This window comes from Prevotella jejuni (genome assembly GCF_900187995.1).
Classification (GTDB): Bacteria; Bacteroidota; Bacteroidia; order Bacteroidales; family Bacteroidaceae; genus Prevotella; species Prevotella jejuni.
In genome coordinates this window covers 57,145-82,726 of the sequence record NZ_FZNZ01000017.1, presented here as the reverse complement: position 1 = coordinate 82,726, position 25,582 = coordinate 57,145, and the positions used below count along the sequence as shown (strand labels likewise).

Below are 25,582 nucleotides of genomic sequence, written 5' to 3'. Positions count from 1 at the left end.
AACGAAAGACCAAGAGAAAAATTAAACTTTTCTACTCCAAAGTGTGAGTTCTTTAAACACGTTTTGTAATTTTGCACTTGCTGGTTGACTCTGCGAGTGAGATTAGTGAAATTAGAAGGATTTTAATCATTCTCATATATATTTGTGTTTAATACTTATTACTTTGGAACCTTATGATTAGTAGCAAACTTATACTCGTATTTCAGATAACCTTCCTTTAATGTTAGGCTCGCTATGTAGTCTTCGTCATCACCACTATTGTTTTCTTTGGTCGCTCTAAACCATATCTTTTGATTATCTCGCATGATGCCCCGAATCTTCATTGGAAGTTCAAGAGAGTGTGTCCAAAGGACTACACCATTAGTATTTCTCAGCTGAAGAACCGTAGGTGCATCTTTTGAAATACTGGTTTTATACTCTATAAGGATATATTTCGCATCTTGATAATCTATCAATGTTTCAAAACCAGTGAACCATCCTGTTATTGGATTATGGCTAATCATTCGATCATCACCACGTTTGTTTTCCATACCATATAGGAAATAACCAGCGTCCTGAGGGTCACCTAAATGATACATGAAGCGTATTCTCCAAAGTTTATTTTGGCTTGTTTGGCTTGAGTTTTCACTTGCATCCTTTCGTTCTAATATATAAAATACACTATCGCGCACCTCTCCATTGAGTTCTGAAACTGGTAGTTCCTTTGCGTAATTATATGCCTCTTCTGTATAAAGGCGGTCTGTAGCAGGGAAGTAATAATAAGTCTCAGCCAAGTTGTTAACAACCTTGAGTCCCTCACCAACACCCGACGTACTTGCATGGTCTTCATAGGTATCAGAGATAAAGTTTACTGATGAGATACCACTTGACATAGCTTTCTTCTTGGCGAAGATAGTCTTTGTGACGTTCTTCAACGTGAGTGTCTGTGGATTAAGCTCAAGTATAAACTGAGAAGGTATCGTGATATACCACTTCTTGGCTTGGTTCAGATATTGTATCTCAAGCATGTGGAAAGCTGTCATACCAATCTTCCTTGCATCGTCATCACTGATGAAAAGTTTGTCAGCTAACACCTTTCCGCTATCTGGATCAATAAAGCCATAATAGTAACCCGTTGGTGGAGTTTCGTCGTCAGAATACCAGTTGCTGAAACTACGATTGGTTAGGTAGAAGAAACAAACACGCCCGTTATATCTTACAGGAACAATAGCTCTATATGTATCCTCAACGCTAATAGAATCGTGCGAACTAACACTTGGACTGGAAGATCTCAATCCGTATATTATCATAAAGAGTAGAAAGAAAGTGATAACACCTATGATGGCGAATACTTTGGCTATACTAGTTATGGAGACGTTGGAGTTTCCATTGAAGCTGGAAAAGCCTCCATTATCAAAGTGATGTTTGACATGAACGGTTATATCATCGTCATCCAAGAAATATTCTGTCCCACAGCTTTTACAGCGATAGAGTTTATCCCCTAATTGGACATGCTTCTCACTACCACAATTCGGGCACTTTATGGGTCTTATCTTTGTTGACATTGTATTACTTTATCTGTACTTTTATTAATACTTAGTGCTTCTTTACTTTATGATTTCTATCAAACTTATATTCGTATTTTAGCTTGCCTTCTTTCAATGTGAAGCTTATTATGTAATTTTCGTCATAATGTTCTGGGGTCTTTTTACTTGCACTGAACCATATCTTACGATTGTCTCTTATAGCAGCATAAAGCCGTATAGGATGCTCAAGAGAACGTGTCCATAGAATCTTTCCATTAGTGTTTCTTAGCTGAAGAACAGCTGGTGTATTCTCCGAGATATTGGTTTTATACCAAATAAGTATGTACGTTGAATCTTGTAAAATAATGTTTGCATCGAATCCTGTGAACCAATCTGATATTTCCTGACGACCAACTACTTGTATGTCTTTAGCCACAAAATCGTATTTCTTGTTTGAGGGATTGCTAAGGTATTTAGGATTCCCAAGGTGATACGTGAATTGTATTCTTGTTAGCTTGTTTTGACTTTCTTTGCTTGAAGAGGCATTAGACTTCTTGCTTTCTAATATGTATAATACGCTATCACGCATCTCTCCTTTTAATTCAGATGATGGTAGTTCCTTTGCGTAATTATAGGCTTCTTCTGTATATAGATGGTCTGTGGCAGGGAAGTAATAGTAAACTTCTGCCAAGTTGTTAGATATTTTTAAGCCCTCATCTCCCTCTAATGAAAAATCAAAGAAATCGCTTGTTCGATAGATAAAATCCACTGATAAAATCCCACTAGACATTGCTTTCTTATTAGCAAATATAGTCTTTGAGATATTGTTCATAGTGAGTGTTTGCGGATTAATCTCATAGATAAACTGCTTAGGAATGAGGCATAACCACTTATCTGCTTGGTAAAGATGCCATATCTTAAGTCCATTAATCGAGGTCATATCAACTCTTTTGCTCTCATCGTCACTGATGAGGAGCTTATCAGCTAACACTTTCCCAGTCTGTGCATCGACAAATCCATAATAGTAACCATCGGCTAAAGTCTTATCATCATCAATCTTATAATCAATATTACGTTCCGTTATATAGAAGAAACAAACTCGTCCTTTATGCATCATTGGAAGGATGATATTATATTGATCCACTACACTAATGGAGTCATTTGAGAATAAGTCACTTGAGAAAAGACGATTTTTCCCTTTGTTATTTCCATCCCACAAAAACATAGCACCATACAGAAACAAAAAGACGATACCAATAACTACGAAATTCCTCTTCGTATTGCTAAAGGAGTTTTTAGGTTCTCTTTTAGGTTGCGTAAAGCCATCGTAGTTAAAATCATGCTTGACATGAATTGTTATGTCATCGTCATCTAAAAAGTATTCTGTCCCACAGTTTTTGCAGCGATAGAGTTTTTCATTCAATTGATCATGCTTCTCGCTACCACAGTTCGGGCACTTTATTGGTCTTATCTTTATTGACATCGAATTACTTTCCTGTATGTTTATCGTTTTTTATAGTGTATGGTTAGATAACATAAAATAACTTCTACTGCTGTAAAGATGGCAAAGAGAATTATCCACCAGTTATCTTTTACACTACTTGGTGCCATTAATCCACTGACAAACTCTACTACTCCTACAATAAGGAAGAGCATACCAAGGCTCAAACGATGCGTACGCTCTGCACCAAGAGCAAACAACATTACAACCAATAGAGTGTTGACTATAATGGTAACACTCGTGTAGAGCATGTTTGCCAAAGGATAGACAGAGAGGACGAGACCTGCAATGATATTGACAAAGAGGACTGATATGGCGGGGATTAGGACTTTATTCATAATTTAGAAAGTATTTCGTTCTTCTTTTGTTCATATTCTTCATTTGTGATGAGCTGCTCATCCAAGAGTTTTTTGAGCTTTCGTAGGCGTAGAGTAGGGTCACTATTGGTATCGCCCGATTTAAATATGTCTTGTGCTAACTGTAGTCCTGCTCCCATTTGCAAGCCTGCTCCAGCCAGTCCACCTTCATTCTTTGCAGCATCACGTAAGGCTCCTAACTTCTGCAATCCAGTGTAGTCAAGGTCAACTTCGGCTGCTGCATGCTTCTCAGTAGTCATATTTGCAATCCTACCAATGCGTTCCATCGTATCTTCATCGAATGTGACTGAGGCAATGCGGAAGTCGGTCAACTGTAAACCAAGACGTGATAACTCTTCAGAAGTCTTATCTCGCAACTCCGTGGAAAGTTCACCTAAATGGGTATCAATCTCTCGATAAGGGTAAGCTTTGACTGCAAGAAAGGCAGTGAGAGGTGTTACGATGCGGGAAGAAACAAGTTCTTGCACGTCTTCCGCATAATAGTTTGACATCGTTCCCAGCAGTGTAACAAACATTTGTGCAGCATCTTGTATCTTTACAGAGAAGTTTCCACAAACTCCAAGAGCCACTGGTAATTGATAGTCAGGCTCAATGTATTTCACTGGTGAAGCTGTTCCCCACAGGATATTCACCATCTCGGCCGTACGAAAGAAGTAGAACCTCATTTTGTGTTCACTCTCTGCTTGCTGTGCGATATTGAGCAAAGTTGTGATAAAAGGATGGTTATCAGACTCCATCTCATACACTCCAGCCTCTGTAAGTGTGGTTTTTACCTGTCCATCATAAACGACAATGCAACCCTGTCCTGGTGCAACTATCAGCTTACTGGCATCTTTTATCTCGTCAGTTGTGGTTTCCAGCTGATGGAAGAGAAGTCTGTTATCTTGCTCTTTCCACTCTATGACGGTCCTCATTTGGCGTTTGAAGAAATTCTTTATTCCCATAGATTCTACTGTAACTTATTAGTAATTATATTCCTCTTTGTCGTATAAGATTATGTGTCTTAACCTCTTATAATATTGCAAAAATAATGATTTATAATGAAACCAACAGCATTAGTTATCACAATAAATCCTATTATTTATTATTAAATATTGATGAATTGCTTATAAAATTATTATATATTAAATAATAATAAAGTGTTGTTTTACTACCAGTAGATACTAACTTTCAACAAAAAGACTATCCTTCTCTGGTGGAGCAAGTATTTGACACAAATGTTTACAAACCTCATGTATAAGATTAGTGAGGATGGTAAAAAGCAAAAGTAGGAAGAAAACCACTTCGTTTTCTTCCTACTCTTCATTATGTTAGCATATTATTTCCTTAATAAGGAATACTCAATACATGTACATGTTAAAGTAATCTATCTTAAAGAACATAATGCACAATCTGTCATTGATACAACATCAGGAGAGTATACTCTTGTCTATTAATCTTGGATAAGGACTCAAGAACTCTATTAGTTCAGCGAACCTTGATAATCTTAATAGGTGTGGATGAATTTTATTAAGATATTCTATATCTTCACTGTCCATATCATTAGGGATATGGACAGCCCATCCTCCTATCTCCAAAACAGGAGCAATATCTTCAGGATACGAATCTCCAACCATCAGTAGTTGCCCTATCTTTACGCCAAACTGTTTGCATAATCGGTTATAAGCATCAGGCGTCTTTTCCGATACAATAACAATATCATCAAAGTAGGGACGTAGTCCCGAACGGTGAAACTTATTTTCCTGATCAAGCAATTCTCCTTTAGTAAACACAACCATTCGGTATCTTCCAGTGTCACGAAGCTTTGCCAATGTTGCTTTAACACCATCGAAAGGGTGACCCGGTAGTCGTAGTAATTCCTTACTAACCTCAACAATCTGCCCTATGTCATATCCCTTTACCTTTCCGTGACTGATTTTGACCGCATTCTCTATTAGTGATAACATGAAAGCTTTACTTCCATAACCAAGGAGTGGTATGTTAGCCTTTTCAGTGGCGCGGAGAGCATGGGACACCTCATCAGCCGAAGCGTATGGGGCAAGTATCTCACAGTACACTTTTTTCACTGTATCAAAGTAGGTTTGGCTACCCCACAGTGTGTCGTCAGCATCAAATGCTATAAGTGAAATCTCCGTCATAAGCCTAAAAAATTAAATATTATTGTTATCGTGGACATTCTCTTCTTCATTGAACCTTGTCCAATGAAGGCTGGTCGTAGACGGTAAATAATAATCTTCCTTTCAACTATAATAAAAACCTCCTTTTCTTTCTTTTCGCAGCAAAGATAATTCTTTTTTTCGTTATTACAAGTTTTTCAACAATATTTTTACCATCATAAATGTTAATTTTGCTTTTATTAATTATATCTAAACACTTTATATTTATCGACAAAACAAATATTTCTATTAACTAATATGTTTTCATTAAGATTCTTGTTAACACGTGAGAAGCCTATACAGAGTACATGATTGGAGTATTTAAAACGACGAAAAGTTTGATTATCTCAATTATTTTTGCTTTCTTTGTGGTCACTTTTGTCTGTGATAATGATCTACACTTAAATACTATTGTGTAATTGTTAATATCATATAAACCCAGACAACACACCTAATTGGAGACTAAAAACAAAATGGAACAAAAACTCTTGACAATAGCCTTGTTATCTTCAGCTTTCGGAACGGGACAGAAAATGATAGCACAAACACGTGGAACGACAACAGAAAAGCCTAATGTGATTATCATATTAGCTGATGATCTTGGTTATGGTGATTTAGAGTGTTATGGTGCTAAAAACGTTCATACACCTAATATCAATAGACTTGCAAAGTCTGGTATTCAGTTTATGAACGGCCATGCTGTTGCTGCTACAAGTACTCCTTCAAGGTATTCTCTTCTCACGGGTGAGTATGCTTGGCGTCGAGAAGGTACTGATGTTGCTGCTGGCAATGCTGGAATGATTATCAAACCCAGCCAGTTTACGATGGCTGACATGTTTAAGAGTCGTGGCTATGCGACCTGTGCTATAGGCAAATGGCACCTCGGCTTGGGCGATAAGGGTGGTGAACAAGACTGGAATGCACCTTTACCAGAGTCTTTAGGTGACCTCGGTTTTGATTATCATTATATCATGGCTGCCACAGCAGACCGTGTCCCATGTGTTTTTATCGAGAATGGGGTAGTAGCTAACTATGACCCAACTCATCCAATAGAAGTGTCATACGTGAAAAACTTTGATGGTGAACCAACAGGACGTAAGAACCCAGAACTCCTTTATAATATGCGTTCGAGCCATGGTCACGATATGTCAATTGTCAATGGCATTGGTAGAATAGGATATATGAAGGGTGGGGGTAAAGCTCTATGGAAGGATGAAAACATTGCAGACTCCATCCTTTCTCATGCTATGAAATTCATTGACAAACATAAGAAAGAACCTTTCTTTATGTATTTCGCAACGAATGATGTTCATGTTCCACGCTTTCCTCATGAGCGTTTCCGTGGGAAGAACCTAATGGGAGTGCGTGGAGACGCTATTGTTCAGTTTGATTGGACAGTGGGACAGTTACTGAAGAAGCTGCATGAACTAAAGATAGATGACAATACACTCGTTATTCTTACAAGCGATAACGGACCTGTTGTAGATGATGGGTATCAAGATCGTGCCGAAGAACTACTTAATGGACACAGTCCTGCAGGGCCTTTCCGTGGCAATAAGTATAGTGCCTTTGAAGGTGGAACTGCCGTACCATTCATTGTATCTTGGCCTCGTAAGATTAAAGGAGGAGTCGTGTCAAAAGCCCTTGTGAGTCAGATAGACCTATTATCGTCATTGGGCTCACTTGTTCATGCACGACTCCCTAAGGGTAGTGCACCTGATAGTCGCAACTATCTCCCTACTATTCTCGGCAGTGATCAGAAGGGACGTGATTATGTGATAGGCCAATCTAACACGCATGTCCTTTCCGTCTTGACGCCTCAATACCGTTATATCGAACCAAGCAATGGGCCTAAGATGATTCAGTGGGGACCAAAGATTGAGACAGGTAACCTCCCTGTGCCACAGCTTTATGATATGACAGTCAGCCCATACGAAACAAATAATGTCGCTGCAGAGCACCCAGACGAAGTCTCTCGTATGCAAGATATATTGAAGAACGAAAGGAGTAAGTAATTTCAACATTAGCAGGCAACTTTATGCTATCCTCTTAGGAGTAAATAACCATAGGTGACTTTTGTTGTTATTATAATACCATCAGTCCACAAACCTATGAAGAATGGAAGACTAAAGATTACTGATGTGAGAGGATATTTATTACCTATTATTACCGAAATAAATTTTATTTTGATTTGCTGTCACTTTTAACATTTCAACTAAACATTCTGTTTTTCAGTGAGTTGAATAGCTTTTTTAGATGACAGATATGACAGGAAAAGTAATTTTCAATGGAATGTTTAGTTATAACAAAGTAGCATGATGATACAAAATTGGAGTTGATATAGTACACAAAAGAATCATTTTTTATAGAGAATGATAAGGGGAAACCTACATGCAACTGGTTCTCTTTATCACTATGTTGCATTGTTTTTGACTATGAATAAACCTATACAAAATGTTCTTTTTATTTCTTTACCATCACACCATTGCTTATCAAATATTAATGTCTTAGTCATTAATCCATGCTACAATAATTATTGTACAATTATGAAGAACTTATAAAGATGTGAAAAACCTTTACATGTAATCAAGCTAAACATCATCTAAATATAAGTAATGTAACACTTAATATACTGTTGATAACATGCACTAATTCAATACATTATACATAGTTATAAAGAAGACGCCTCTCTTGGTCTAAGAAGGGCGTTTTCAATGCATAAGAAGGGCATGTTCTTGAATAGAGTTAGGCCTCTTCTATGTGATTGAAAAGCATAGCATGTATACGAGGAGAGTAAAGATTATTGACATACCGCTAAAGATAAAGGAATGAAGGGGACCCTAAAAACGCATGAATCCCGGCTCCTATAAGGAGACCGGGATTATGTTGTTTGTTTGGAATAGTTGTTTGTTTGTTTCGCTTTAAGCTTCTGGCTTTACTGTCTTAGCAGCGTAAACCTCCTCTGAAAGGACAGAAACAGTACTCTTATTGTACTTGCCCTTGTGGAAGTAAACAACACCGTCTGCAAGAGCATACAATGTGTCGTCCTTACCCTGTGCAACATTTTCGCCTGGGAAGTGCTTGTTACCGCGCTGACGAACAATGATATTGCCTGCGACAATCTTCTGTCCACCCCAGATCTTAACACCTAAACGCTTTGAAGCTGATTCACGACCGTTCTTAGAACTACCTACACCTTTTTTATGTGCCATTCTTAAGTCCTCCTTTTTAAGCGTTAATTGATTTAATTTCTACCTGAGTGAAATGTGAACGATGACCGTTCTTCTTTCTGTAGTCCTTACGACGTTTCATCTTGAAGACAACTACCTTGTCGCCTTTTACGAGAGGAGCTACTACCTCAGCTACTACCTTTGCGCCCTCAACAGTTGGTGCGCCTACTGTGACTGCTCCGTTGTTATCAACCAACAGAACCTTGTCAAACTCAACAGCCTTGCCTTCTTCCGCATCCTTGATGTGGTTTACGAAGAGCTTCTTGCCCTCCTCAGCCTTGAACTGCTGACCGTTAATTTCTACAATTGCGTACATTATTTATATTGTAAACGGGTTTGTACCGTTGGGCGGCTGAGCATCTATTCAGCACTTGTTCTGAGCCCAGAACGGCATAATCGGGTGCAAAGTTACTAAAAATTAATGTTATGTAACATAATAATGGGGGATTATTCTTACTTAATTAACAATAATTAGAGCATTTGCAGCACATATCTTTGCTTTGAAAGAGGATAAATCTATGAAACTGCAGATGCTATACACAAGATTTCTACTCCCTTGTTTCCTGTCATTAGGCCCATGTATACAAACACATAACAAGCTACCTTCATGTTAAGATGAAGGTTTTGTAGAATGTGGCTAATGCCTACAAGCCTATAACATTGCTACTCATACTAAGCGTTTTACGAGGAGATTCCACTAATGTTATGGCCTAAGTAATCGTTATTTATATCTCATATCAAAGGATGTATCGTCTAAATTATCAAGCTGACGATCGTCCTCTTGATAGATGTTATCAAGGTTAAACTCTTGCTCATTGTGCATCTTTGGTTTACGTTTCATAGTTATGTCCTCCATAGAGTAGCCTTGCCGCAAAGCACGCCTCTGGTAGTAAGTGATTTAGGATGCGGCAAATCCTAGTTATCTTGTTTACAAATATACGATAATAAAATGGTACTATTGTCAATAAACAAGAAATCTTTTGATTGATTTTTTCTATTATAAAGAGGAAAGAGTTGCGTGGATATTGATATTCTATACTTATTGTTGAAAAAGTAATCCACCTTTCACACGAAAACAACAAGCTGAATATTTGGTCATTAAGAGGGAATATAATAACTTTGTAGCTAATGAGCAATAGTTTATGATGTTATGGATAAGACAAAACAACGCAGTGACAAAGAGATGAAGTGGTCTACACTCTCCTCCGAACAACTTATCAACCGACCTTGGTTGAAGGCGCGTCGTGATACGGTTCAGTTGCCCAATGGAAAGGTTTATGACGAGTATTATGTGCTTTCATACCCAACTTGGATAAACGTAATTGCCGAAACAGAAGACGGAGAACTTATCTTGGAACGTCAGTATAGACACGGTCTTGGTGTTGTTTCAACGGAGATATGTGCTGGAGTAGTGGAGGATGGTGAATTACCACTACATGCTGCACAACGCGAATTGGAGGAAGAGACTGGTTATACTGGTGGTGAATGGGAGGAGATAATGACGATAGCTCCAAATCCTGGGGTTATGGATAATCTCTGCCATTGCTTCTATGCTCGTGGCGTGAAAAAGACTAATAATCAGCATCTTGATGCCACGGAAGATATAGAAGTGTTCCTTTGTTCTAAGGAGAAAGTAAAAGAAATGCTCCTTCGTGGCGATTTTATTCAAGCATTAATGGTAGCTCCATTGTGGAAATATTTTACCTTACAGAAAGATGATAACAAAAGATAGTATTGAAGCCGCCTACTGCTTCTTTCATCAGAAGTACCAGGTTTATGCCTTCTCAAATAGTGATAAACAGAAAGATGACATTGAATATGCCATCAGTCTGTATGTTGAACAAATGAATTCAGAACTTTATAAACGATTAGGAAACGGTCGTGACGAATTTCTTTTAACACATACTCGTTTCGCAGAAGACATGCAGGAAGCGATTAAAACGCTATCCCAACTGCTTCCTTAACCGTTTTATTAGCCAGAAATAAGCTGGAATAAGGAAGATATCGGCCATTATCCAAGCGACAGGGTCTGCGTAACAGATTCCTGTCCATGCTAAGATTGGTACCAGCCAGATACTCACACCACAACGGGCTATCATCTCCATGACCCCACTCATCATACTAAGATTACTATATCCAAGCCCTTGAATACTGTAGCGAAGGATGACGAGTATTCCTAATGCTGGATAGAACCAGTTAGAGATACGCATCAGTCGGGCCGCATTCAGTATCACATCTTGTTCATTCCCATTGACAAACAGCATCATCATGTTGTCTGCAAAAGGATAGATGATGGCAACGGTAATGGCGAAATAGGCTAACATAAGCCACATGGCATCATTGATACCTGTCTTTATTCGACTTAATTTCTTTGCTCCAAGGTTCTGTCCACAATAGGTTGCCATGGCTACTCCAATGTTCTCAAGTACACATGTAAAGAGGTATTTAATACGAATAGCAGCCGTGAAGGAGGCTACATACACTGTTCCAAGGGCGTTATTAGCACTTTGTAGCATGATAATACCGATAGAAGTGATTGAGAACTGCAATCCCATTGGGACACCATTATTCAATAAGATACTAATCTTCTTATTATCAAACTGACGTTCGTCTCCTTTCGGAACGAGGATTGTCATGTGCCGTTTGATAAACCACCAGCATAATAAAGAGGCGAACATCTGACTGAGTAGCGTTGCGATACCGGCTCCTTCAACGCCCATTCCACATAATAAGATGAACACTATGTCAAGTAGAATGTTTAAGACTGAAGAAGCAATGAGGAAGTAGAAAGGCTGTTTAGAGTTTCCCAATGCTCGGATCTGACCAGACAATAGGTTATAAGCAATGGTGAAAGGGATGGCACAAAACTGTAAGAATAGGAAGATATAAGCATCGTTGAAAACATCCTTTGGCGTGTTTACCATCTGTAGAATCTTATCACAAAGGAAGCAGGAAAGTAACGTGATGACAATTGCAAGTACTAATGCTATGCGCATCGCATTACTCACATAACACCTCATCTTTCGATAGTCACCTGCGCCGAAGGCCTGTGCTACTGGAATAGCAAAGCCTGCACAAGAACCGTTACAAAAGCCCATAATAAGGAACATAATACTACTTGACACTCCAACAGCAGCTAATGCACCCACGCCAATCCACCTTCCTACGATGATAGTATCGATGATTAAGTAGGTTTGTTGTAATAAGTAACCAAGAATAAGAGGGATGGCAAACTTCAATATGGCGTATGATGGTGCACCATCTGTCATACTCTCAGTATGTTGTGTTTGTCCTTCTGATGCCATAATTACTCTTATTATCCTTAAATCTTGCCTTATGTATCGTCCTTAGAAAGTTATGACTCAGGACTAAATGTTTATTTTCTTTTAGTAGACATATCTACTCTAATCTTCTTATAACCCATCGAACGAAGGAATTGCGTAAACTGTTGACGTGCGTTATCCTCGGCTATTTTGATATTGTTCGTTGTCATGCAACGCTTTAACATCTTTCTGTAAGCTCGCTTATAGAGTTGTTCACGATCATCGTCAGTCCACTTTCCTTTTTCAAAGAACGACCTTGTCCGTGCTTCATCAATAAAGTTTCGATCCAAGAGAACGATAGGTGGGAGCGTAGCTATGATGCTATCGCCTTCAACTCGCAGCCATTGAGGTTCTGCTTGATGCAGGTCTATACCCAAGCGGGCCACTCCGTAATAGATACGCACCAATTCACTATCCGTGAAGAAGCCACGACTAATGGTGTCTACAAGTTCTTCGTCATTGATAGCAAGGAACTCCCATTGTCCGATGTTTTGTATCTGTTGTATCTGTGTTGGCGTTATCTCTATCTTCTGATCAGCGTCGACACTAACTTTATTAGACGAGTTAAGCCACCAAAAGAGACCGACTCCTAACACTACAATGGTTATACAAGAGAGGAGACAACCTTTGCCAGTCGACATGACATGGCTTAGTATTCCTCTTATATCCTTCTTCTCCTCCTTATCCTTCTGGTTAGCGAGGTTATTATTTGGTGTATTCTTTTCCATCTTTAATCCTTTGCTTTTACTTCAAACAAACTACCTAAATCCTTTATCGTAAACTTCTTACGGAAGGATATAGTCACATCTGACTCCTTATATCCCATGGTTGTGAATATAGGGACAAGTTGTCGGGCAGCACTCTCTTGTGCTTGTTCGATGATACCCATTTGAGGGATGGATGCAATAATCTGTTTCCTACCTTGTTGTTCGTAGTTTGTCAGTTCGGCATCAGTGAAGTTACGACGTGTCAACGGTACGTTTTCTTTTATCTCTTTATGGTCTATCTTTGTCGATACGAGAATTATCTTGGGGTCAGGTAAGGTGACAAGAAGTTCCTTTCCACGACGCTGTATATTCTTTTCGCTAAAGTTAGACATGTCAATATATGCCTTCAACGTCGCATCCATAGGGATAGCAATACTACGTTCACCTAAGGGAAGGTTCACACTGAAGTCTTGTTTTAAAAACGTACCAGACACTTTCATCTTATCATCATGGGTGATAATCTTATGAATCTGATATTCTATCGTATAAAGTCGTGAACACTGTTGTACCTGTGTCACCAACATTGGGATTGTGTCAATTGCTTTAGCGGCTGGCTCAACACTGTTGTTTTTATCTTTACAACCAGCTACTAACAATGCGAGAACTGATAATATTAGGACGGAGTATTTCATTCTAAATCAATATAAGTATGTAGGCAAAGGTACGAAAAAGCACCGATAAAACACCTAACTGACCATATAAATTAATGATATTAATGCTTTTCTCCCTGCGTACTGATACTAAGTACGTATAACGTAAACAGATGGCAGCAAAGATGCTAAGTATTGAATAGCCTTAATTTCAATAACTCTTCTCATCACTCAACCCCTTTTGTTTACCCTCTTCTAAACTCCTCAGCTATTGTATTGACCCTACCCAAAAGTGTAGTTTGACGATGATAAAAGATGATTCTTACCATTTTATATGCCCTTTTCTTCATCTTTGACGTTTTTTATTCGTAATTTTGTAGCTTAATTTATACGAGGTATTTGGGAACAAACCATATATGGAATCATTAAAAGAGATATTTAGAATTGGTAAAGGACCATCGAGTAGTCATACGATGGGGCCACAACGTGCGGCAACAATCTTTGCTGAACGACATCCAGAAGCAGCAAGATTTGAAGTGACATTGTATGGTAGTCTGGCTGCAACGGGTAAGGGACACATGACTGATAAGGCCATAATTGATGTTCTAAAGCAAGTGGCACCAGTCGAAATAATATGGGAACCAGACATTTTCTTGCCTTATCATCCTAATGGAATGCTTTTTCGTGCCTTTAACGACAGCCAAGACTTGTTAGATGAATGGACCGTCTATAGTGTTGGTGGAGGTGCTTTATCAGAGGGGAAAGCGACAGGCGATTTCTTTCAGAAGGAGTCTGTCTATGACTTACACACCCTAAAAGACATTCAGGCATGGTGTGAGCATCATGGACGTGGCTATTGGGAGTATGTCAAACAATGTGAGGGAGACGACCTGTGGGACTATCTTCGAGAGGTTTGGAAGACCATGCAGGCTGCAGTTGAGCGTGGACTTGACAGCGAAGGTGCCCTACCTGGTCCGTTAAATCTTGCTCGGAAAGCCCCCAACTATTATATCAAGGCACGTGGCTATAAGCCTTCTTTGCAGAGCCGTGGTATGGTTTATTCATACGCATTGGCGGTTAGTGAGGAGAATGCCTCTGGTGGTACGATTGTCACAGCACCCACTTGTGGTGCCTGCGGTGTAGTCCCTGCAGTGCTTTATCACCTCTCAAAGGGCCATGAATTTTCTGAGACAAAGATATTACATGCCCTTGCCACGGCTGGTCTCTTTGGTAATATTGTCAAATATAATGCTTCTATCTCTGGTGCTGAAGTAGGTTGCCAAGGTGAGGTAGGAGTTGCTTGTGCAATGGCTTCAGCGGCTTCTTGCCAGTTATTCGGTGGCAGTCCTTCACAGATAGAGTATGCCGCAGAAATGGGCTTGGAGCATCACTTAGGTATGACATGCGACCCTGTGTGTGGATTAGTACAAATTCCTTGTATTGAGCGAAATGCTTTTGCGGCCTGTCGTGCACTGGATGCGCAACTTTATGCATCGTTCAGTGACGGTAGCCATCGTGTTTCGTTCGATCGTGTTGTTGAGGTTATGAAGCAGACAGGACATGACATACCATCACTTTATAAGGAGACAAGTGCTGGAGGACTGGCTAAGGATTATCAGATGTAAATCTTTTTACATTTGAAAGTTATTGTTTTTTACAAAACTATATCAGCCCATTTTTAGTAGATAAAGGCGTAGAGACAGCTTTAATGCCCAGTAAACGTGTTACCGAACAAAGGTAAAAACGATTACTGGGCATTTATCATTTTGAGAAGTAAATACAGTCGGCTACTCCATTATGAGCGTATGGATAGAGCGTTGTTGTCTATTGATAGGCAACGTTACCCAACTTAGTTTTCAAGAGTTTAACCATACTGCCATGTTGACTTTTAGGGTTTCCTTTCCACTGATAGGTCTTTCCTTTATAAGTAATATCAATCCCTACGGTGCCAGACTTATCATATATAGAATACTTTGCATCCTTATTACTAAAGGTCAACTTACCATTCTTCTTATCATACTTAAACTTTGAATCTTCTTGAAGTCTATCTGCTGGGTAATAGAACTCTACACTCTTTTCTGCATCAAGGACAGCATAATAGAGCAAACAGTCATCGAGATTATAAAGAATAACGTCTTTATTTACCTTATCGACATGAAACATGAAGTAATCCTTGACAAGTTCATTCTCAAGATTGATACCCTTAAAAACTTTTTTAATCGGCTTTTTGCCAGTCCATTCTTCTATTGTTAACGTGTAAATAGGAGACTTCGAACTATCATCAGTCTGTGTACGGATAAGCTTTGGACGGTTGTTAACTACACTATAGTCTGAGTATTGATGCCAACAACAACCATCTTTTATCATTGTTGTAAGCGTCTTGTCTTTCTTATTGATGGTAAATAGTCCGCAATTACCCTGTGCTAATTCTGTGAAATCAGCATTATATACAAAGCCTTTATTCGTTGCTAAGAATATTTGAAAGGATGGACCATTATAGCAACCATTGTTCCCATCCATAATAGCAAAATCTTTTCTCCCATCAAAATTATAGTCTTCATAAAGCAAGACACTATACTCTCCATAAGGAAACTCCGCTATGTTTGCTTTAATCTTACCATCATGGAGATCAAAAGAAAGGTCGTCTGCATCAACATGGATTAGTTTCTTTTTTGTAATACGGTCATAAACCTCAACCCAACCAGCAGTTGTAAGTGCGGATGTGTCGGCGTAGTAAACCTTACCATAGTACTGTTTTGAAAACCCATCAATATTAAATGTGGCCTGTCCGAAGGCTGAGTTTAACCAACCTAACAGTAAAAAACATAGTGTGATAATCTTTTTCATTTTTATAAGTAATGTTTAGTTTTTTCTTAAATAAGCCTCGATAGTATCTATAAAAACCATTGATTTAATTTAGTTCTACAACTTTTCAATTTTCTTTCTAACTTTCTTAGTAGCTTTTATGTCCGTTTCTTTGTGAGGGAAGAACGTATCCTATTTACATTTACCAGTATCTCTATTTAAGAAGGGTAGTGATTTCTCCACATTTCAAGGGAATTTGTGATATTATGAAATATCATTACATCTTATCAAGTCAAATACCTTCATGATAGAAGTATAGCTATCACTCATACCAAGCTTGTAATCAGTAGTAAATCAACATATTACAGATAGCAAAGGAGAAGACGCTTGTCTTGCCCCAAGAAGGGTGTCTTCAAGATGCAAGAAGGGCATGTTCTTGAACATTGAAGGGCGTCCTCTTGCCTTATCTCTCAGCCCTTCTCCAAATGAGTAGGAGAGTGACTAATGAAATATCCCAACAATTTCAGCTTGTAAGTTTACCGCTCCATCTTCGTTTTACAGCTCTCTTACAAGGTTAAACCCACTAACCACGCTTCTCTCTGCGAGGAAGGGAAGGGGAGAGGTACCACCTGTGGAAGGAGATAGCAATTACTGATTTTTGAAGCGCATAAGCCACTTAGCCTGTAAATCTCAAAGCATGTAAAAAAGGAGCAAAAGTAAAGTAGGTCACTTGTTTGGGAAAGTTGCACAACCAATCAATGCTATGAGCTTTTTTACAATACAATTTTTACGTTGTTTACCATCTGTATTTTCGTATGTCAAAGACAATGAGGTTTATTCAAAAATAAATTTGCTGTCATTTCTGTCAGCCGTCATTATCACCTAACTATTTAGTTTACAGCAGGCTTAAGCGAAATGTTAAAAATGACAGCAAACTGATTTTAAACTTTTATCGTAGTTATGTGTATTAATTTACCTCTCTGTTTAGTGATTTTGATAACGTTTTGTTTTGAGAGATACAAAAAGTGTTTGTCTCAACTTATATATTATTCAGCGAACAAAACATGGTGCATTTTAAAGCAAAGATAGATCCCCCTCACCTTGAATGATAAGGGGAGAGGGATATGCTTAAAATCTATTAATCAATTCTTCCGGCGTTACAAGTTTTTGTTCACCAGAGGTCATGTTCTTTAGTGTTATCTTGCCTTCTTGAATCTCAGACTCACCTGCAAGAGCAACAAAAGCAATGTTCTTGGCATTTGCATAGCTCATCTGCTTTTTCATCTTGGCCTTGTCAGGGAACATCTCAGTACGTATGCCCGCCTTGCGTGCAGCTGCAACAATAGGCAGACAGTAGGCTGTCTCTTTCTCTCCAAAGTTGATAAAGAGAAGCTGCGTACCCTGTACACTTTCCTTAGGATAGAGGTCGAGCGTGTTAAGGACATCATAGATGCGGTCGGCACCGAAGCTTATACCAACTCCAGAGAGTCCTGGCATACCAAAGATACCTGTCAGGTTATCATAACGACCACCACCAGTAATAGAGCCAATCTGCACGTCAAGCGCCTTTACCTCAAAGATAGCACCTGTGTAATAGTTCAGTCCACGAGCCAAGGTGAGGTCGAGTTGTATCTCATTATTAAGTCCTGAACTCTTTAATGTGTCAAGTATAAAACGAGACTCCTCAACACCTTTCATTCCAGTCTCACTCTCTTTCAGAACTTCTTCGATAACATTAAGTTTCTCTTCATTAGTTCCTTCTAACTTAATGATAGGCTGTAACTTCTCTATTGCTTCCTCTGATATACCATTACTGCGCAACTCTTCGTTTACATTGTCAAGTCCTATCTTGTCAAGCTTATCAATAGCAACAGTGATGTCAACAATCTTATCCTTCTCACCAATCACTTCTGCAATACCTGTGAGAATCTTTCTATTGTTAATCTTTATCTGTACACGGATGCCAAACTCAGTAAAGACAGTGTCAATAATCTGCATTAGCTCCACCTCATTCAGCAATGAATCAGAACCAACAACATCAGCATCACACTGATAGAACTCGCGATAACGTCCCTTTTGTGGGCGGTCTGCTCGCCAAACAGGCTGAATCTGATAACGCTTAAAAGGCAACTGTAGTTCATCACGATGCATTACTACATAACGAGCGAAAGGAACGGTTAGATCATAACGTAACCCCTTCTCACAGAGTTTTGTCTGCATCTTAAGTGTGTTACGCTCCTTGAGTTCGTCGTCACTTACTGCTTTCAAATAATCACCAGAGTTGAGAATCTTAAAGAGAAGTTTGTCGCCTTCTTCACCATACTTACCCATCAGGGTGTGTAAAGTCTCCATAGAAGGAGTCTCTATCTGCTGAAAGCCATAGAGCGCATAGACACGTTTGATAGTATCGAATATGTAATTTCTTTTAGCCATCTCATCAGGACCAAAGTCACGAGTACCCTTTGGGATGGAAGGTTTGTTTGCCATTTGCTTTAATGATTATATATTGAAATAAAATATTAGGCTGTAAGTTACGAATATAAGCATCTTTGATTACCTATAAACGTAAGTTACAGCCTAAGAAAGGATTATAATACTATTGTTTGCTCACGATCAGGACCAACAGAGATAATGCCGATACGTGTCTCAAGATAGTCCTCAAGGAATGCCACATAATCTCGGAAAGCTTGTGGGAATTCATCTTGTGACTTACACTTCGTCATGTCCTTCTTCCATCCAGGGAATTCCTTATAGATAGGTTTGATATTATCTATCTCGTATGGGAAATCCTTTGTCTCAGAACCATCAGGTAACTCGTAAGCAACACATGCCTTAATAGTATCAAAACTATCAAGAACATCGCTCTTCATCATAATGAGTTCGGTTACGCCATTGACCATTACGGAATAACGCAGTTGTACAAGATCAATCCAGCCACAACGACGCTCACGCCCTGTCACAGCTCCGTATTCATGTCCAAGGTCGCGAATTGTCTTTCCTGTCTCGTCAAAGAGCTCTGTTGGGAATGGTCCAGAGCCCACACGGGTACAATAAGCTTTCATAATACCATAGACATTGCCCACCTTGTTCGGACCTATTCCAAGACCCGTACAAGCACCAGCGCAAATGGTATTTGAAGAGGTTACGAAAGGATAAGAGCCAAAGTCAACATCAAGCATTGTTCCTTGTGCGCCTTCGCAAAGGATGTGCTTATTCTCACGAAGGAGATGGTTGACCTCTATCTCAGAGTCAACAAACTTGAACTCCTTCATGTAGTCTATTCCTTCCATCCACAACTTCTCTGTCTCTTCGAAGCCTTCAAAGTCAGTCCAACCCAATGCTGCAAGCATCTTCATGTGACGTTCCTTATGTGCAGCATACTTGTTTTCAAAGTCGCAGAGGATGTCACCAACACGTAAACCATTGCGGCTAATCTTATCAGTATAGGTAGGACCAATGCCTTTACCTGTTGTTCCTACTTTATCCTTACCTTTCGCTGCCTCGTAAGCACGGTCAAGAATACGATGCGTAGGCATGATAAGATGAGCCTTCTTTGAGATATGGAGACGCTCCTTCAAAGGATGTCCACTCTTCTCAAGGTCTTTAGCTTCTCCCATAAAGAGGTCTGGAGCCAAGACAACCCCATTGCCAATGATATTAACTTTCCCACCCTGGAATATTCCTGATGGAATAGAACGCAGAACATATTTCTGCCCTTCGAACTCAAGAGTGTGCCCTGCATTTGGACCTCCTTGGAAACGAGCCACTACATCGTAACGTGGTGTGAGCACGTCTACGACCTTACCTTTTCCTTCATCACCCCATTGGAGACCCAACAGGACGTCTACTTTACCTGTGTTCATTTACTTTTATGTGAGTTTTTAAGTTGTTTCTGTGTTAGAAACTTGCTTCTCTGACGCGATAAGGTTGCTTGACAGCGTGAACATATACCATATATATATAATGAGAAGCCATCTCTGCGGAAACGATGAAACTTCGTATTCTTTATTGCATCTACTATCTCTGGAGAATCAACTTCGGTCACTGTACCGCATAGAGTACAAATTTGATGAATATGATCTTCATTGTTGTAGCAACCTTCATACTTGGTTTGTCCTATGAAACGATGTCTGACAACAAGGCGCAACTCTATGAAAAGACGCATTGCATTATAAAGTGTGGCACGCGAAACTCGAAAGTTCTTCTCTTCAAGTGCTACACCTAACTCGTCTAAGGAGAAATGCCCCTTCATATCATACACCGCATCGAGAATGGCATAACGTTCCGATGTCTTGCGATGATTGTTAGCTTCGAGATATTCATCCAGAATATCGCGAACTCTTTTTTTGACTATATCTCGAGTCACAACTTACTGATTAAATTCGCACAAAGTTACCATTTTTAAATGATATAACTACTATATTACAATGAAAAAAAGTTAAAATAAGGGCGTTCTAAGAATGAGTGAAATACCTTCTTGTAGGTTTTCTCTGAAGCTTATCAGGTCATTTTATTTACCTTTAAACTATGACTTTGTATTATCATCTTCATGAAGAAAACGGGTCTCGACACGATTAAAATATATTAGATTTCGTCTAAATCATAATTAATAATGATTTTTTCTTATTTCTTTACATGTTGAATAAAACAATATACCTATATTTGTGGACGAAACAAGATATAACTCTTATGACACTAAAAACCATATCTACCAAATTGAAAAGTGTGATAAATAACTTTTTATCACGCATATCATATCGGCAAAAGATTACTTTATCCATTTTGTGCGGTGTGATAGTAGGCTTTACGGGGTTATTCTTCTATTTGCTACGTATGCATACTTATATAATAGGTGATGACCCAGCAGCATGTATTAACTGCCATATTATGTCACCTTATTATGCTACATGGTCGCACTCTGCACATGCTCGTAATGCCACATGTAACGATTGTCACGTACCGAATGACAATGTTGCTGCACACTATGCCTTCAAAGGAATGGATGGTATGAAGCACGTTGCTTATTTTGTCACATTCAGTGAGTCACAGAGTATTCAGGCTGAATCAGCATCGGCAGAAGTGATAATGGATAATTGTATTCGTTGTCATAAACAATTGAACCAAGAGTTTGTTAATACTGGCCGAATTGATTATATGGAAGCACAACGAGGTGAGGGTAAAGCTTGTTGGGATTGTCATCGTGATGTAGCACACATGAAGATGAACTCTCTCTCCAGTACTCCAGGGGCTGAGTTTGTAGAACCGATGCCTCCATCTCCAGTACCAGAATGGTTACAAAATATATTAGGTAAGAAAAAATAAAAACTAAAAACCAATAATTATGGCAAAGACATTAAAGAAATGGCAAGGCTGGCTACTCTTTGGAGGAGCAATGGTTCTCGTGTTCATTCTTGGACTGCTCTGTTCTTCAATGCTTGAAAGAAGAGCTGAGGTTGTAAGTGTGTTCAACAACAGACGTACACCGATGACTGACTCCATTGTATCTCAGAATGAGAAATTTGCAGCTGATTTCCCACGTGAATATGAAACGTGGGCAATGACAGAAGACACAAGTTTCGTGAGTAAGTACAATTCTTCCCAGGAAGTAGATGTACTGGCTGAGAGACCCGAAATGGTTATCCTATGGGCTGGCTATTCTTTCTCAAGAGGGTATAATACACCACGTGGACACCGTCATTGTATTGATGATTTACGTAAGATTATGCGTACAGGAAGTCCAGGTGTTGATGGACAAGATGACATACAGCCAGGAACCTGTTGGACCTGCAAAGGTCCTGATGTTCCACGTCTAATGCGTGAGAAAGGAACTGATAAATTCTATGCTGCCAAGTGGAGCGACTGGGGACCAGAGGTCATGAACACCGTCGGTTGCTCAGACTGCCATGATGCAAGGACGATGGAACTTCGTCCCGCTCGTCCTGCTCTCTATGAGGCATGGGCTCGTGTCGGTAAAGACGTGAGAAAAGCCAGCCATCAAGAGATGCGTAGCCTGGTCTGCGCACAGTGCCACACGGAATACTACTTCGAGAAAGAGAATGGCAACTATCTACATTTCCCTCAAGAAAAGGGTATGACGTGTGAGGCAGCAGAGGAATACTACGATAGTATTGGCTTCTATGATTACATTAATCCACTGTCAAAGGCGAAGATTCTAAAGGCACAGCACCCTGGTTATGAATTGTATTTACAGGGAATCCATGGACAGCGTGGTGTTTCATGTGCTGATTGTCATATGCCTTATATCTCTGAGGGTGGTGTGAAATTTACAGATCACCATATTACAAGTCCATTAGCAAACATCAGTCGTACTTGCCAGACTTGTCACCGTCAAGATGCTGAAACACTTCGTCAGAATGTATATGAGCGTCAACAGAAGATTTATGACTTCCGTACTCATGTAGAAAGAGAACTTGCTGCAGCACATATTGAAGCTAAGTTTGCATGGGATAAGGGTGCGACAGAGGCAGAAATGGAGCCTGTCTTGAAAGATCTTCGTAAGGGTCAGTGGCGTTGGGACTATGCTGTTGCCAGCCACGGTGCTGCCTTCCATGCTCCTCAAGAAGTAATGCGACTCCTTGGTAGTGCAATGGAATATGCAAAGGATGCACGTTTACAGATTGCACGTGTAGTTGCACGTCATGGCTTTACAGGACAGATTCCTCTTCCAGATGTCTCTACTAAGGCTAAGGCACAGTCATACATTGGCTTAGACATGCCTAAGCTCAATTCTCAAAAGAAGCAGTTCCTTGACACTATCGTTCCGAAGTGGATAGAGCAGGCACGCAAGAACAAGCGGTTTATAACCAAACCGATGTAAACAAACTACAGTCAAGATTCCTTCCTATTGGGGGAGGAATCTTGTTTAGTAAAATAGAAATACTCCATTAGAATGAGTATTCTTATATTCTAATATTTTATATATCATAACGAAATCATTTATGTGCTCGCACTTCACAAACATAAAATAAAGTTCTTTTAAGACCTTATTAATAGTGGGGGAGAGCCTCTTTTACTATGTGGAATAAACCTTATACACTTAGAGAAGGTACAGCAATAGTCGTTGGTTTATTGGTTACAGGTGGATTATTACAGGTAACAATTGGTCCCTTAGAGTGGGGTATCTTTGCTTGGCCAGCCAACATTATTACATTATTCTTACTCGTACTGGCACTTATCATAGTCTATGCACTTCGTAAGCGGTCTTATTTCTGTCGTTTCATGTCAACCATGCAGGCTGCGATTCCTGCTATTGCTGCAGCAGCAATACTCACTCTTATTATGGGACTTACTAAACAAGTGGCAGAGGGAAAAGCCCCTATTGACCCACTTGGACTAACAAAGATGCTTAATTTCTGGCCCTTTGTTCTTGTTTATGTTTGGATGACAGCTATTGTAGGCGAGGTTACTTTGAATCAAATCGCACATTTCTCTTGGCGCCGACTGCCAACATTAACGAGCCATATCGGACTTTTCCTTGTTCTAACATGTGGTACACTCGGTAGTGCAGATATGCTTCGAGTAAAGATGTTTTGTGAGAAAGGTCAGGTAGAGTGGCGTGGGCTTGATACTTTTAGTGCCGTTCATCACCTCCCTGTGGCAATTCAACTTGAGAAATTTACCATTGATGAGTATCCACCTAAGCTCATGCTTATTGACAAAATGGGACTTCCACTCCCTAAGGGAAAGCCTGAGAATATTCTTTTAGATAAGAATGTAAAGTCTGGTCAACTATTAGATTGTAAGATTGAGATTCTTAAGCGCATTGATAATGCCATGCCAGTTATGCTTAGTAAGATGGTAGGTAAGATACCTGGTGGTATGATGAGCTATATTCGTATGGACTCTTTAGGACAGGCACATAATAAGGATGGCTATATAGCTTCAGATGCAACAGGTAATGCTTGTGCGGTATTAGTAAAGGTAACAACAGGTGTAAACACTAATGAAAGCAGTATCTTAGGTTTTGGTTTTCATAAACGTTACCAACATACTATAACAGGTTGGCTTACTTGTGGTAGTTATCTTTTCCCTTATCAGTCTTTGAAGCTTAACGATGGTAGAAGTTTAGTTATGCCCAATCGTGAGCCACGTCGTTTCGCCTCTCTTGTAGATATCTATACACAAGATGGGAAGAATATTCATACCGAGATAGAAGTAAACAAGCCATTTACCATTAATGGATGGAAAATCTATCAACTTAGTTATAATGAGCAGATGGGCAAATGGAGTAATCTAAGTATCTTTGAATTAGTAACAGATCCTTGGATGCCAGTTGTTTATGTCGGTATATTCATGTTATTATTTGGTGCTGTAGGAATGTTTTTAACAGCAAGTCGTAAGAAGGAGGTTAAGCTATGATTTGGAATTATTTTATCATATTTGCAGTCGTATCAGTCATTCTGTGGACTATAGGCGCATGGGGTGCATGGCGTAACCGAAGAACCTTAGCATTTGTTACAACAGGACTCGGCCTTGCAGTTTTCTTCTCCTATATTCTTATTATGTGGATAACACTGGAGCGTCCACCGCTCCGTACGATGGGAGAAACACGCTTATGGTATAGTTTCTTCCTACCGTTAGCAGGTGTAATAGTCTTTAGTCGCTGGCAGTATAAGTGGATATTGAGTTTCTCAACACTGCTTGCCACAGTTTTTGTATGTGTCAACCTCTTCAAACCAGAGATTCATTCCAAGACGCTCATGCCTGCTTTACAGAGTCCATGGTTTGCCCCTCATGTCATAGTCTACATGATGGCATACGCTCTCTTGGGTGCAGCAGTTGTCATGTCGGTCTATCTATTATTCTTTAAGAAAGGTTCAGACATAGACAAAGAGATGGAGATAACCGATAACCTCGCCTACGTTGGACTATCATTTATGACACTTGGCATGCTGATGGGAGCTTTGTGGGCCAAGGAGGCATGGGGACATTATTGGTCATGGGACCCCAAAGAGACATGGGCTGCCATCACTTGGCTTGCTTATTTGGTCTATGTACACTACCGCCAATACCATTCTCGCACTGTTCGTCCAGCTTTATGGATACTTATCATAGCTTTCTGTCTACTACAGATGTGCTGGTGGGGAATTAATTATCTTCCTTCTGCGCAAGGTGTCAGTGTCCATACATATAATCTAAGTTAGAGTTAGGTTTATTACCATTCATTTAGACTTAAAAAAATAACGCTGTATCAAGAGTTGCAACATAACTTTTGATACAGTTTTTTCGTCTTATACGATTGTTGAAGAGATAAGATTTGTTTGAAAATAATAAGAAAAACATTAACAAAAAACACAGATAAAGTTTT

General features: G+C 39.5%; 22 protein-coding genes. 8 read left to right on the top strand and 14 right to left on the bottom strand.

The window, feature by feature from the left end:
• Nucleotides 1–158 precede the first annotated feature (158 nt).
• From CHB62_RS08025 to CHB62_RS08005, 5 genes are all read right to left on the bottom strand, one after another.
• On the bottom strand, nucleotides 159–1,544 hold the full coding sequence (locus tag CHB62_RS08025; protein ID WP_089366431.1) for a TFIIB-type zinc ribbon-containing protein: 1,386 nt from the start codon (nucleotides 1,542–1,544) through the stop codon (nucleotides 159–161).
• Nucleotides 1,545–1,575: 31 nt separating this feature from the next.
• The gene (locus CHB62_RS08020) at nucleotides 1,576–2,988 is read right to left on the bottom strand and encodes a peptide transporter (protein ID WP_089366430.1); all 1,413 of its coding nucleotides are present in this window, start codon (nucleotides 2,986–2,988) and stop codon (nucleotides 1,576–1,578) included.
• 20 nt (nucleotides 2,989–3,008) lie between these two features.
• Nucleotides 3,009–3,344, bottom strand: coding sequence for a transporter (locus CHB62_RS08015; protein ID WP_089366429.1), 336 nt, complete (start codon nucleotides 3,342–3,344; stop codon nucleotides 3,009–3,011).
• A complete protein-coding gene (locus CHB62_RS08010) occupies nucleotides 3,341–4,327 on the bottom strand; it encodes an SPFH domain-containing protein (RefSeq protein ID WP_089366428.1) in 987 nt (328 codons plus the stop codon). The genes CHB62_RS08015 and CHB62_RS08010 overlap by 4 nt, the downstream gene beginning before the upstream one ends.
• 465 nt (nucleotides 4,328–4,792) lie before the next feature.
• On the bottom strand, nucleotides 4,793–5,521 hold the full coding sequence (locus tag CHB62_RS08005; protein WP_089366427.1) for an HAD family hydrolase: 729 nt from the start codon (nucleotides 5,519–5,521) through the stop codon (nucleotides 4,793–4,795).
• 491 nt (nucleotides 5,522–6,012) lie between these two features.
• Between CHB62_RS08005 and CHB62_RS08000 the strand changes: the two genes are divergently transcribed.
• A complete protein-coding gene (locus CHB62_RS08000; RefSeq protein ID WP_089366426.1) occupies nucleotides 6,013–7,554 on the top strand; it encodes a sulfatase family protein in 1,542 nt (513 codons plus the stop codon).
• A 906-nt stretch (nucleotides 7,555–8,460) separates the two neighbouring features.
• Here the strand turns inward: CHB62_RS08000 and rpmA are convergent.
• Both rpmA and rplU read right to left on the bottom strand, forming a co-directional pair.
• The gene (gene rpmA / locus CHB62_RS07995) at nucleotides 8,461–8,751 is read right to left on the bottom strand and encodes a 50S ribosomal protein L27 (protein WP_009011165.1); all 291 of its coding nucleotides are present in this window, start codon (nucleotides 8,749–8,751) and stop codon (nucleotides 8,461–8,463) included.
• Between the two features lie 16 nt (nucleotides 8,752–8,767).
• The gene (rplU, locus tag CHB62_RS07990) at nucleotides 8,768–9,085 is read right to left on the bottom strand and encodes a 50S ribosomal protein L21 (RefSeq protein ID WP_009011164.1); all 318 of its coding nucleotides are present in this window, start codon (nucleotides 9,083–9,085) and stop codon (nucleotides 8,768–8,770) included.
• A gap of 834 nt (nucleotides 9,086–9,919) precedes the next feature.
• Between rplU and CHB62_RS07985 the strand changes: the two genes are divergently transcribed.
• Nucleotides 9,920–10,501: an NUDIX hydrolase gene (locus CHB62_RS07985; protein WP_089366425.1), complete on the top strand. Its 582-nt coding sequence runs from the start codon at nucleotides 9,920–9,922 to the stop codon at nucleotides 10,499–10,501.
• Nucleotides 10,485–10,733 carry a hypothetical protein gene (locus CHB62_RS07980; RefSeq protein WP_009011161.1) on the top strand — a complete coding sequence of 83 codons (249 nt, stop codon included), beginning with the start codon at nucleotides 10,485–10,487 and terminating at the stop codon, nucleotides 10,731–10,733. Before CHB62_RS07985 ends, CHB62_RS07980 begins: the two co-directional genes overlap by 17 nt.
• Here CHB62_RS07980 and CHB62_RS07975 read toward each other — a convergent pair.
• The 3 genes from CHB62_RS07975 to CHB62_RS07965 form a co-directional block, all read right to left on the bottom strand.
• On the bottom strand, nucleotides 10,713–12,074 hold the full coding sequence (locus tag CHB62_RS07975; protein WP_089366424.1) for an MATE family efflux transporter: 1,362 nt from the start codon (nucleotides 12,072–12,074) through the stop codon (nucleotides 10,713–10,715). The two genes, CHB62_RS07980 and CHB62_RS07975, sit on opposite strands and share 21 nt — an antisense overlap.
• Nucleotides 12,075–12,145: 71 nt before the next feature.
• Nucleotides 12,146–12,820, bottom strand: a complete 675-nt coding sequence (locus tag CHB62_RS07970) for a DUF4230 domain-containing protein (protein ID WP_089366423.1) — start codon at nucleotides 12,818–12,820, stop codon at nucleotides 12,146–12,148.
• A 2-nt stretch (nucleotides 12,821–12,822) separates the two neighbouring features.
• Nucleotides 12,823–13,491: a DUF4230 domain-containing protein gene (locus CHB62_RS07965; protein ID WP_089366422.1), complete on the bottom strand. Its 669-nt coding sequence runs from the start codon at nucleotides 13,489–13,491 to the stop codon at nucleotides 12,823–12,825.
• 374 nt (nucleotides 13,492–13,865) lie between these two features.
• Between CHB62_RS07965 and CHB62_RS07960 the strand changes: the two genes are divergently transcribed.
• On the top strand, nucleotides 13,866–15,074 hold the full coding sequence (locus CHB62_RS07960) for an L-serine ammonia-lyase (protein ID WP_089366421.1): 1,209 nt from the start codon (nucleotides 13,866–13,868) through the stop codon (nucleotides 15,072–15,074).
• Between the two features lie 199 nt (nucleotides 15,075–15,273).
• On the opposite strand, the gene CHB62_RS07955 is transcribed toward CHB62_RS07960, so the two are convergent.
• From CHB62_RS07955 to CHB62_RS07940, 4 genes are all read right to left on the bottom strand, one after another.
• Complete coding sequence (locus CHB62_RS07955) at nucleotides 15,274–16,296, bottom strand: XAC2610-related protein (protein ID WP_089366420.1); 1,023 nt, start codon at nucleotides 16,294–16,296, stop codon at nucleotides 15,274–15,276.
• 1,086 nt (nucleotides 16,297–17,382) lie between these two features.
• Nucleotides 17,383–18,741: a histidine--tRNA ligase gene (gene hisS, locus CHB62_RS07950; protein ID WP_089366419.1), complete on the bottom strand. Its 1,359-nt coding sequence runs from the start codon at nucleotides 18,739–18,741 to the stop codon at nucleotides 17,383–17,385.
• A 101-nt stretch (nucleotides 18,742–18,842) separates the two neighbouring features.
• Nucleotides 18,843–20,117: an adenylosuccinate synthase gene (locus CHB62_RS07945; RefSeq protein ID WP_089366418.1), complete on the bottom strand. Its 1,275-nt coding sequence runs from the start codon at nucleotides 20,115–20,117 to the stop codon at nucleotides 18,843–18,845.
• Nucleotides 20,114–20,620, bottom strand: coding sequence for a Fur family transcriptional regulator (locus CHB62_RS07940; RefSeq protein ID WP_089366417.1), 507 nt, complete (start codon nucleotides 20,618–20,620; stop codon nucleotides 20,114–20,116). Before CHB62_RS07940 ends, CHB62_RS07945 begins: the two co-directional genes overlap by 4 nt.
• A 323-nt stretch (nucleotides 20,621–20,943) precedes the next feature.
• Between CHB62_RS07940 and nrfH the strand changes: the two genes are divergently transcribed.
• From nrfH to ccsA, 4 genes are all read left to right on the top strand, one after another.
• Complete coding sequence (nrfH, locus tag CHB62_RS07935) at nucleotides 20,944–21,576, top strand: cytochrome c nitrite reductase small subunit (RefSeq protein ID WP_089366416.1); 633 nt, start codon at nucleotides 20,944–20,946, stop codon at nucleotides 21,574–21,576.
• A 19-nt stretch (nucleotides 21,577–21,595) separates the two neighbouring features.
• A complete protein-coding gene (gene nrfA / locus CHB62_RS07930) occupies nucleotides 21,596–23,092 on the top strand; it encodes an ammonia-forming cytochrome c nitrite reductase (protein WP_089366415.1) in 1,497 nt (498 codons plus the stop codon).
• A gap of 197 nt (nucleotides 23,093–23,289) precedes the next feature.
• Nucleotides 23,290–24,633, top strand: a complete 1,344-nt coding sequence (locus CHB62_RS07925; protein WP_089366414.1) for a cytochrome c biogenesis ResB family protein — start codon at nucleotides 23,290–23,292, stop codon at nucleotides 24,631–24,633.
• Entirely contained in the window at nucleotides 24,630–25,418 is a 789-nt protein-coding gene (gene ccsA, locus CHB62_RS07920; protein WP_089366413.1) for a cytochrome c biogenesis protein CcsA, read from the top strand. The genes CHB62_RS07925 and ccsA overlap by 4 nt, the downstream gene beginning before the upstream one ends.
• Nucleotides 25,419–25,582 lie beyond the last annotated feature (164 nt).

Bases quoted from the DNA above. Each gene is read 5' to 3' on its own strand.
- CHB62_RS08025 (WP_089366431.1), bottom strand. From the start codon at position 1,544: ATGTCAACAAAGATAAGACCCATAAAGTGCCCGAATTGTGGTAGTGAG.
- CHB62_RS08020 (WP_089366430.1), bottom strand. From the start codon at position 2,988: ATGTCAATAAAGATAAGACCAATAAAGTGCCCGAACTGTGGTAGCGAG.
- CHB62_RS08015 (WP_089366429.1), bottom strand. From the start codon at position 3,344: ATGAATAAAGTCCTAATCCCCGCCATATCAGTCCTCTTTGTCAATATC.
- CHB62_RS08010 (WP_089366428.1), bottom strand. From the start codon at position 4,327: ATGGGAATAAAGAATTTCTTCAAACGCCAAATGAGGACCGTCATAGAG.
- CHB62_RS08005 (WP_089366427.1), bottom strand. From the start codon at position 5,521: ATGACGGAGATTTCACTTATAGCATTTGATGCTGACGACACACTGTGG.
- CHB62_RS08000 (WP_089366426.1), top strand. From the start codon at position 6,013: ATGGAACAAAAACTCTTGACAATAGCCTTGTTATCTTCAGCTTTCGGA.
- rpmA (WP_009011165.1), bottom strand. From the start codon at position 8,751: ATGGCACATAAAAAAGGTGTAGGTAGTTCTAAGAACGGTCGTGAATCA.
- rplU (WP_009011164.1), bottom strand. From the start codon at position 9,085: ATGTACGCAATTGTAGAAATTAACGGTCAGCAGTTCAAGGCTGAGGAG.
- CHB62_RS07985 (WP_089366425.1), top strand. From the start codon at position 9,920: ATGGATAAGACAAAACAACGCAGTGACAAAGAGATGAAGTGGTCTACA.
- CHB62_RS07980 (WP_009011161.1), top strand. From the start codon at position 10,485: ATGATAACAAAAGATAGTATTGAAGCCGCCTACTGCTTCTTTCATCAG.
- CHB62_RS07975 (WP_089366424.1), bottom strand. From the start codon at position 12,074: ATGGCATCAGAAGGACAAACACAACATACTGAGAGTATGACAGATGGT.
- CHB62_RS07970 (WP_089366423.1), bottom strand. From the start codon at position 12,820: ATGGAAAAGAATACACCAAATAATAACCTCGCTAACCAGAAGGATAAG.
- CHB62_RS07965 (WP_089366422.1), bottom strand. From the start codon at position 13,491: ATGAAATACTCCGTCCTAATATTATCAGTTCTCGCATTGTTAGTAGCT.
- CHB62_RS07960 (WP_089366421.1), top strand. From the start codon at position 13,866: ATGGAATCATTAAAAGAGATATTTAGAATTGGTAAAGGACCATCGAGT.
- CHB62_RS07955 (WP_089366420.1), bottom strand. From the start codon at position 16,296: ATGAAAAAGATTATCACACTATGTTTTTTACTGTTAGGTTGGTTAAAC.
- hisS (WP_089366419.1), bottom strand. From the start codon at position 18,741: ATGGCAAACAAACCTTCCATCCCAAAGGGTACTCGTGACTTTGGTCCT.
- CHB62_RS07945 (WP_089366418.1), bottom strand. From the start codon at position 20,117: ATGAACACAGGTAAAGTAGACGTCCTGTTGGGTCTCCAATGGGGTGAT.
- nrfH (WP_089366416.1), top strand. From the start codon at position 20,944: ATGACACTAAAAACCATATCTACCAAATTGAAAAGTGTGATAAATAAC.
- nrfA (WP_089366415.1), top strand. From the start codon at position 21,596: ATGGCAAAGACATTAAAGAAATGGCAAGGCTGGCTACTCTTTGGAGGA.
- CHB62_RS07925 (WP_089366414.1), top strand. From the start codon at position 23,290: ATGTGGAATAAACCTTATACACTTAGAGAAGGTACAGCAATAGTCGTT.
- ccsA (WP_089366413.1), top strand. From the start codon at position 24,630: ATGATTTGGAATTATTTTATCATATTTGCAGTCGTATCAGTCATTCTG.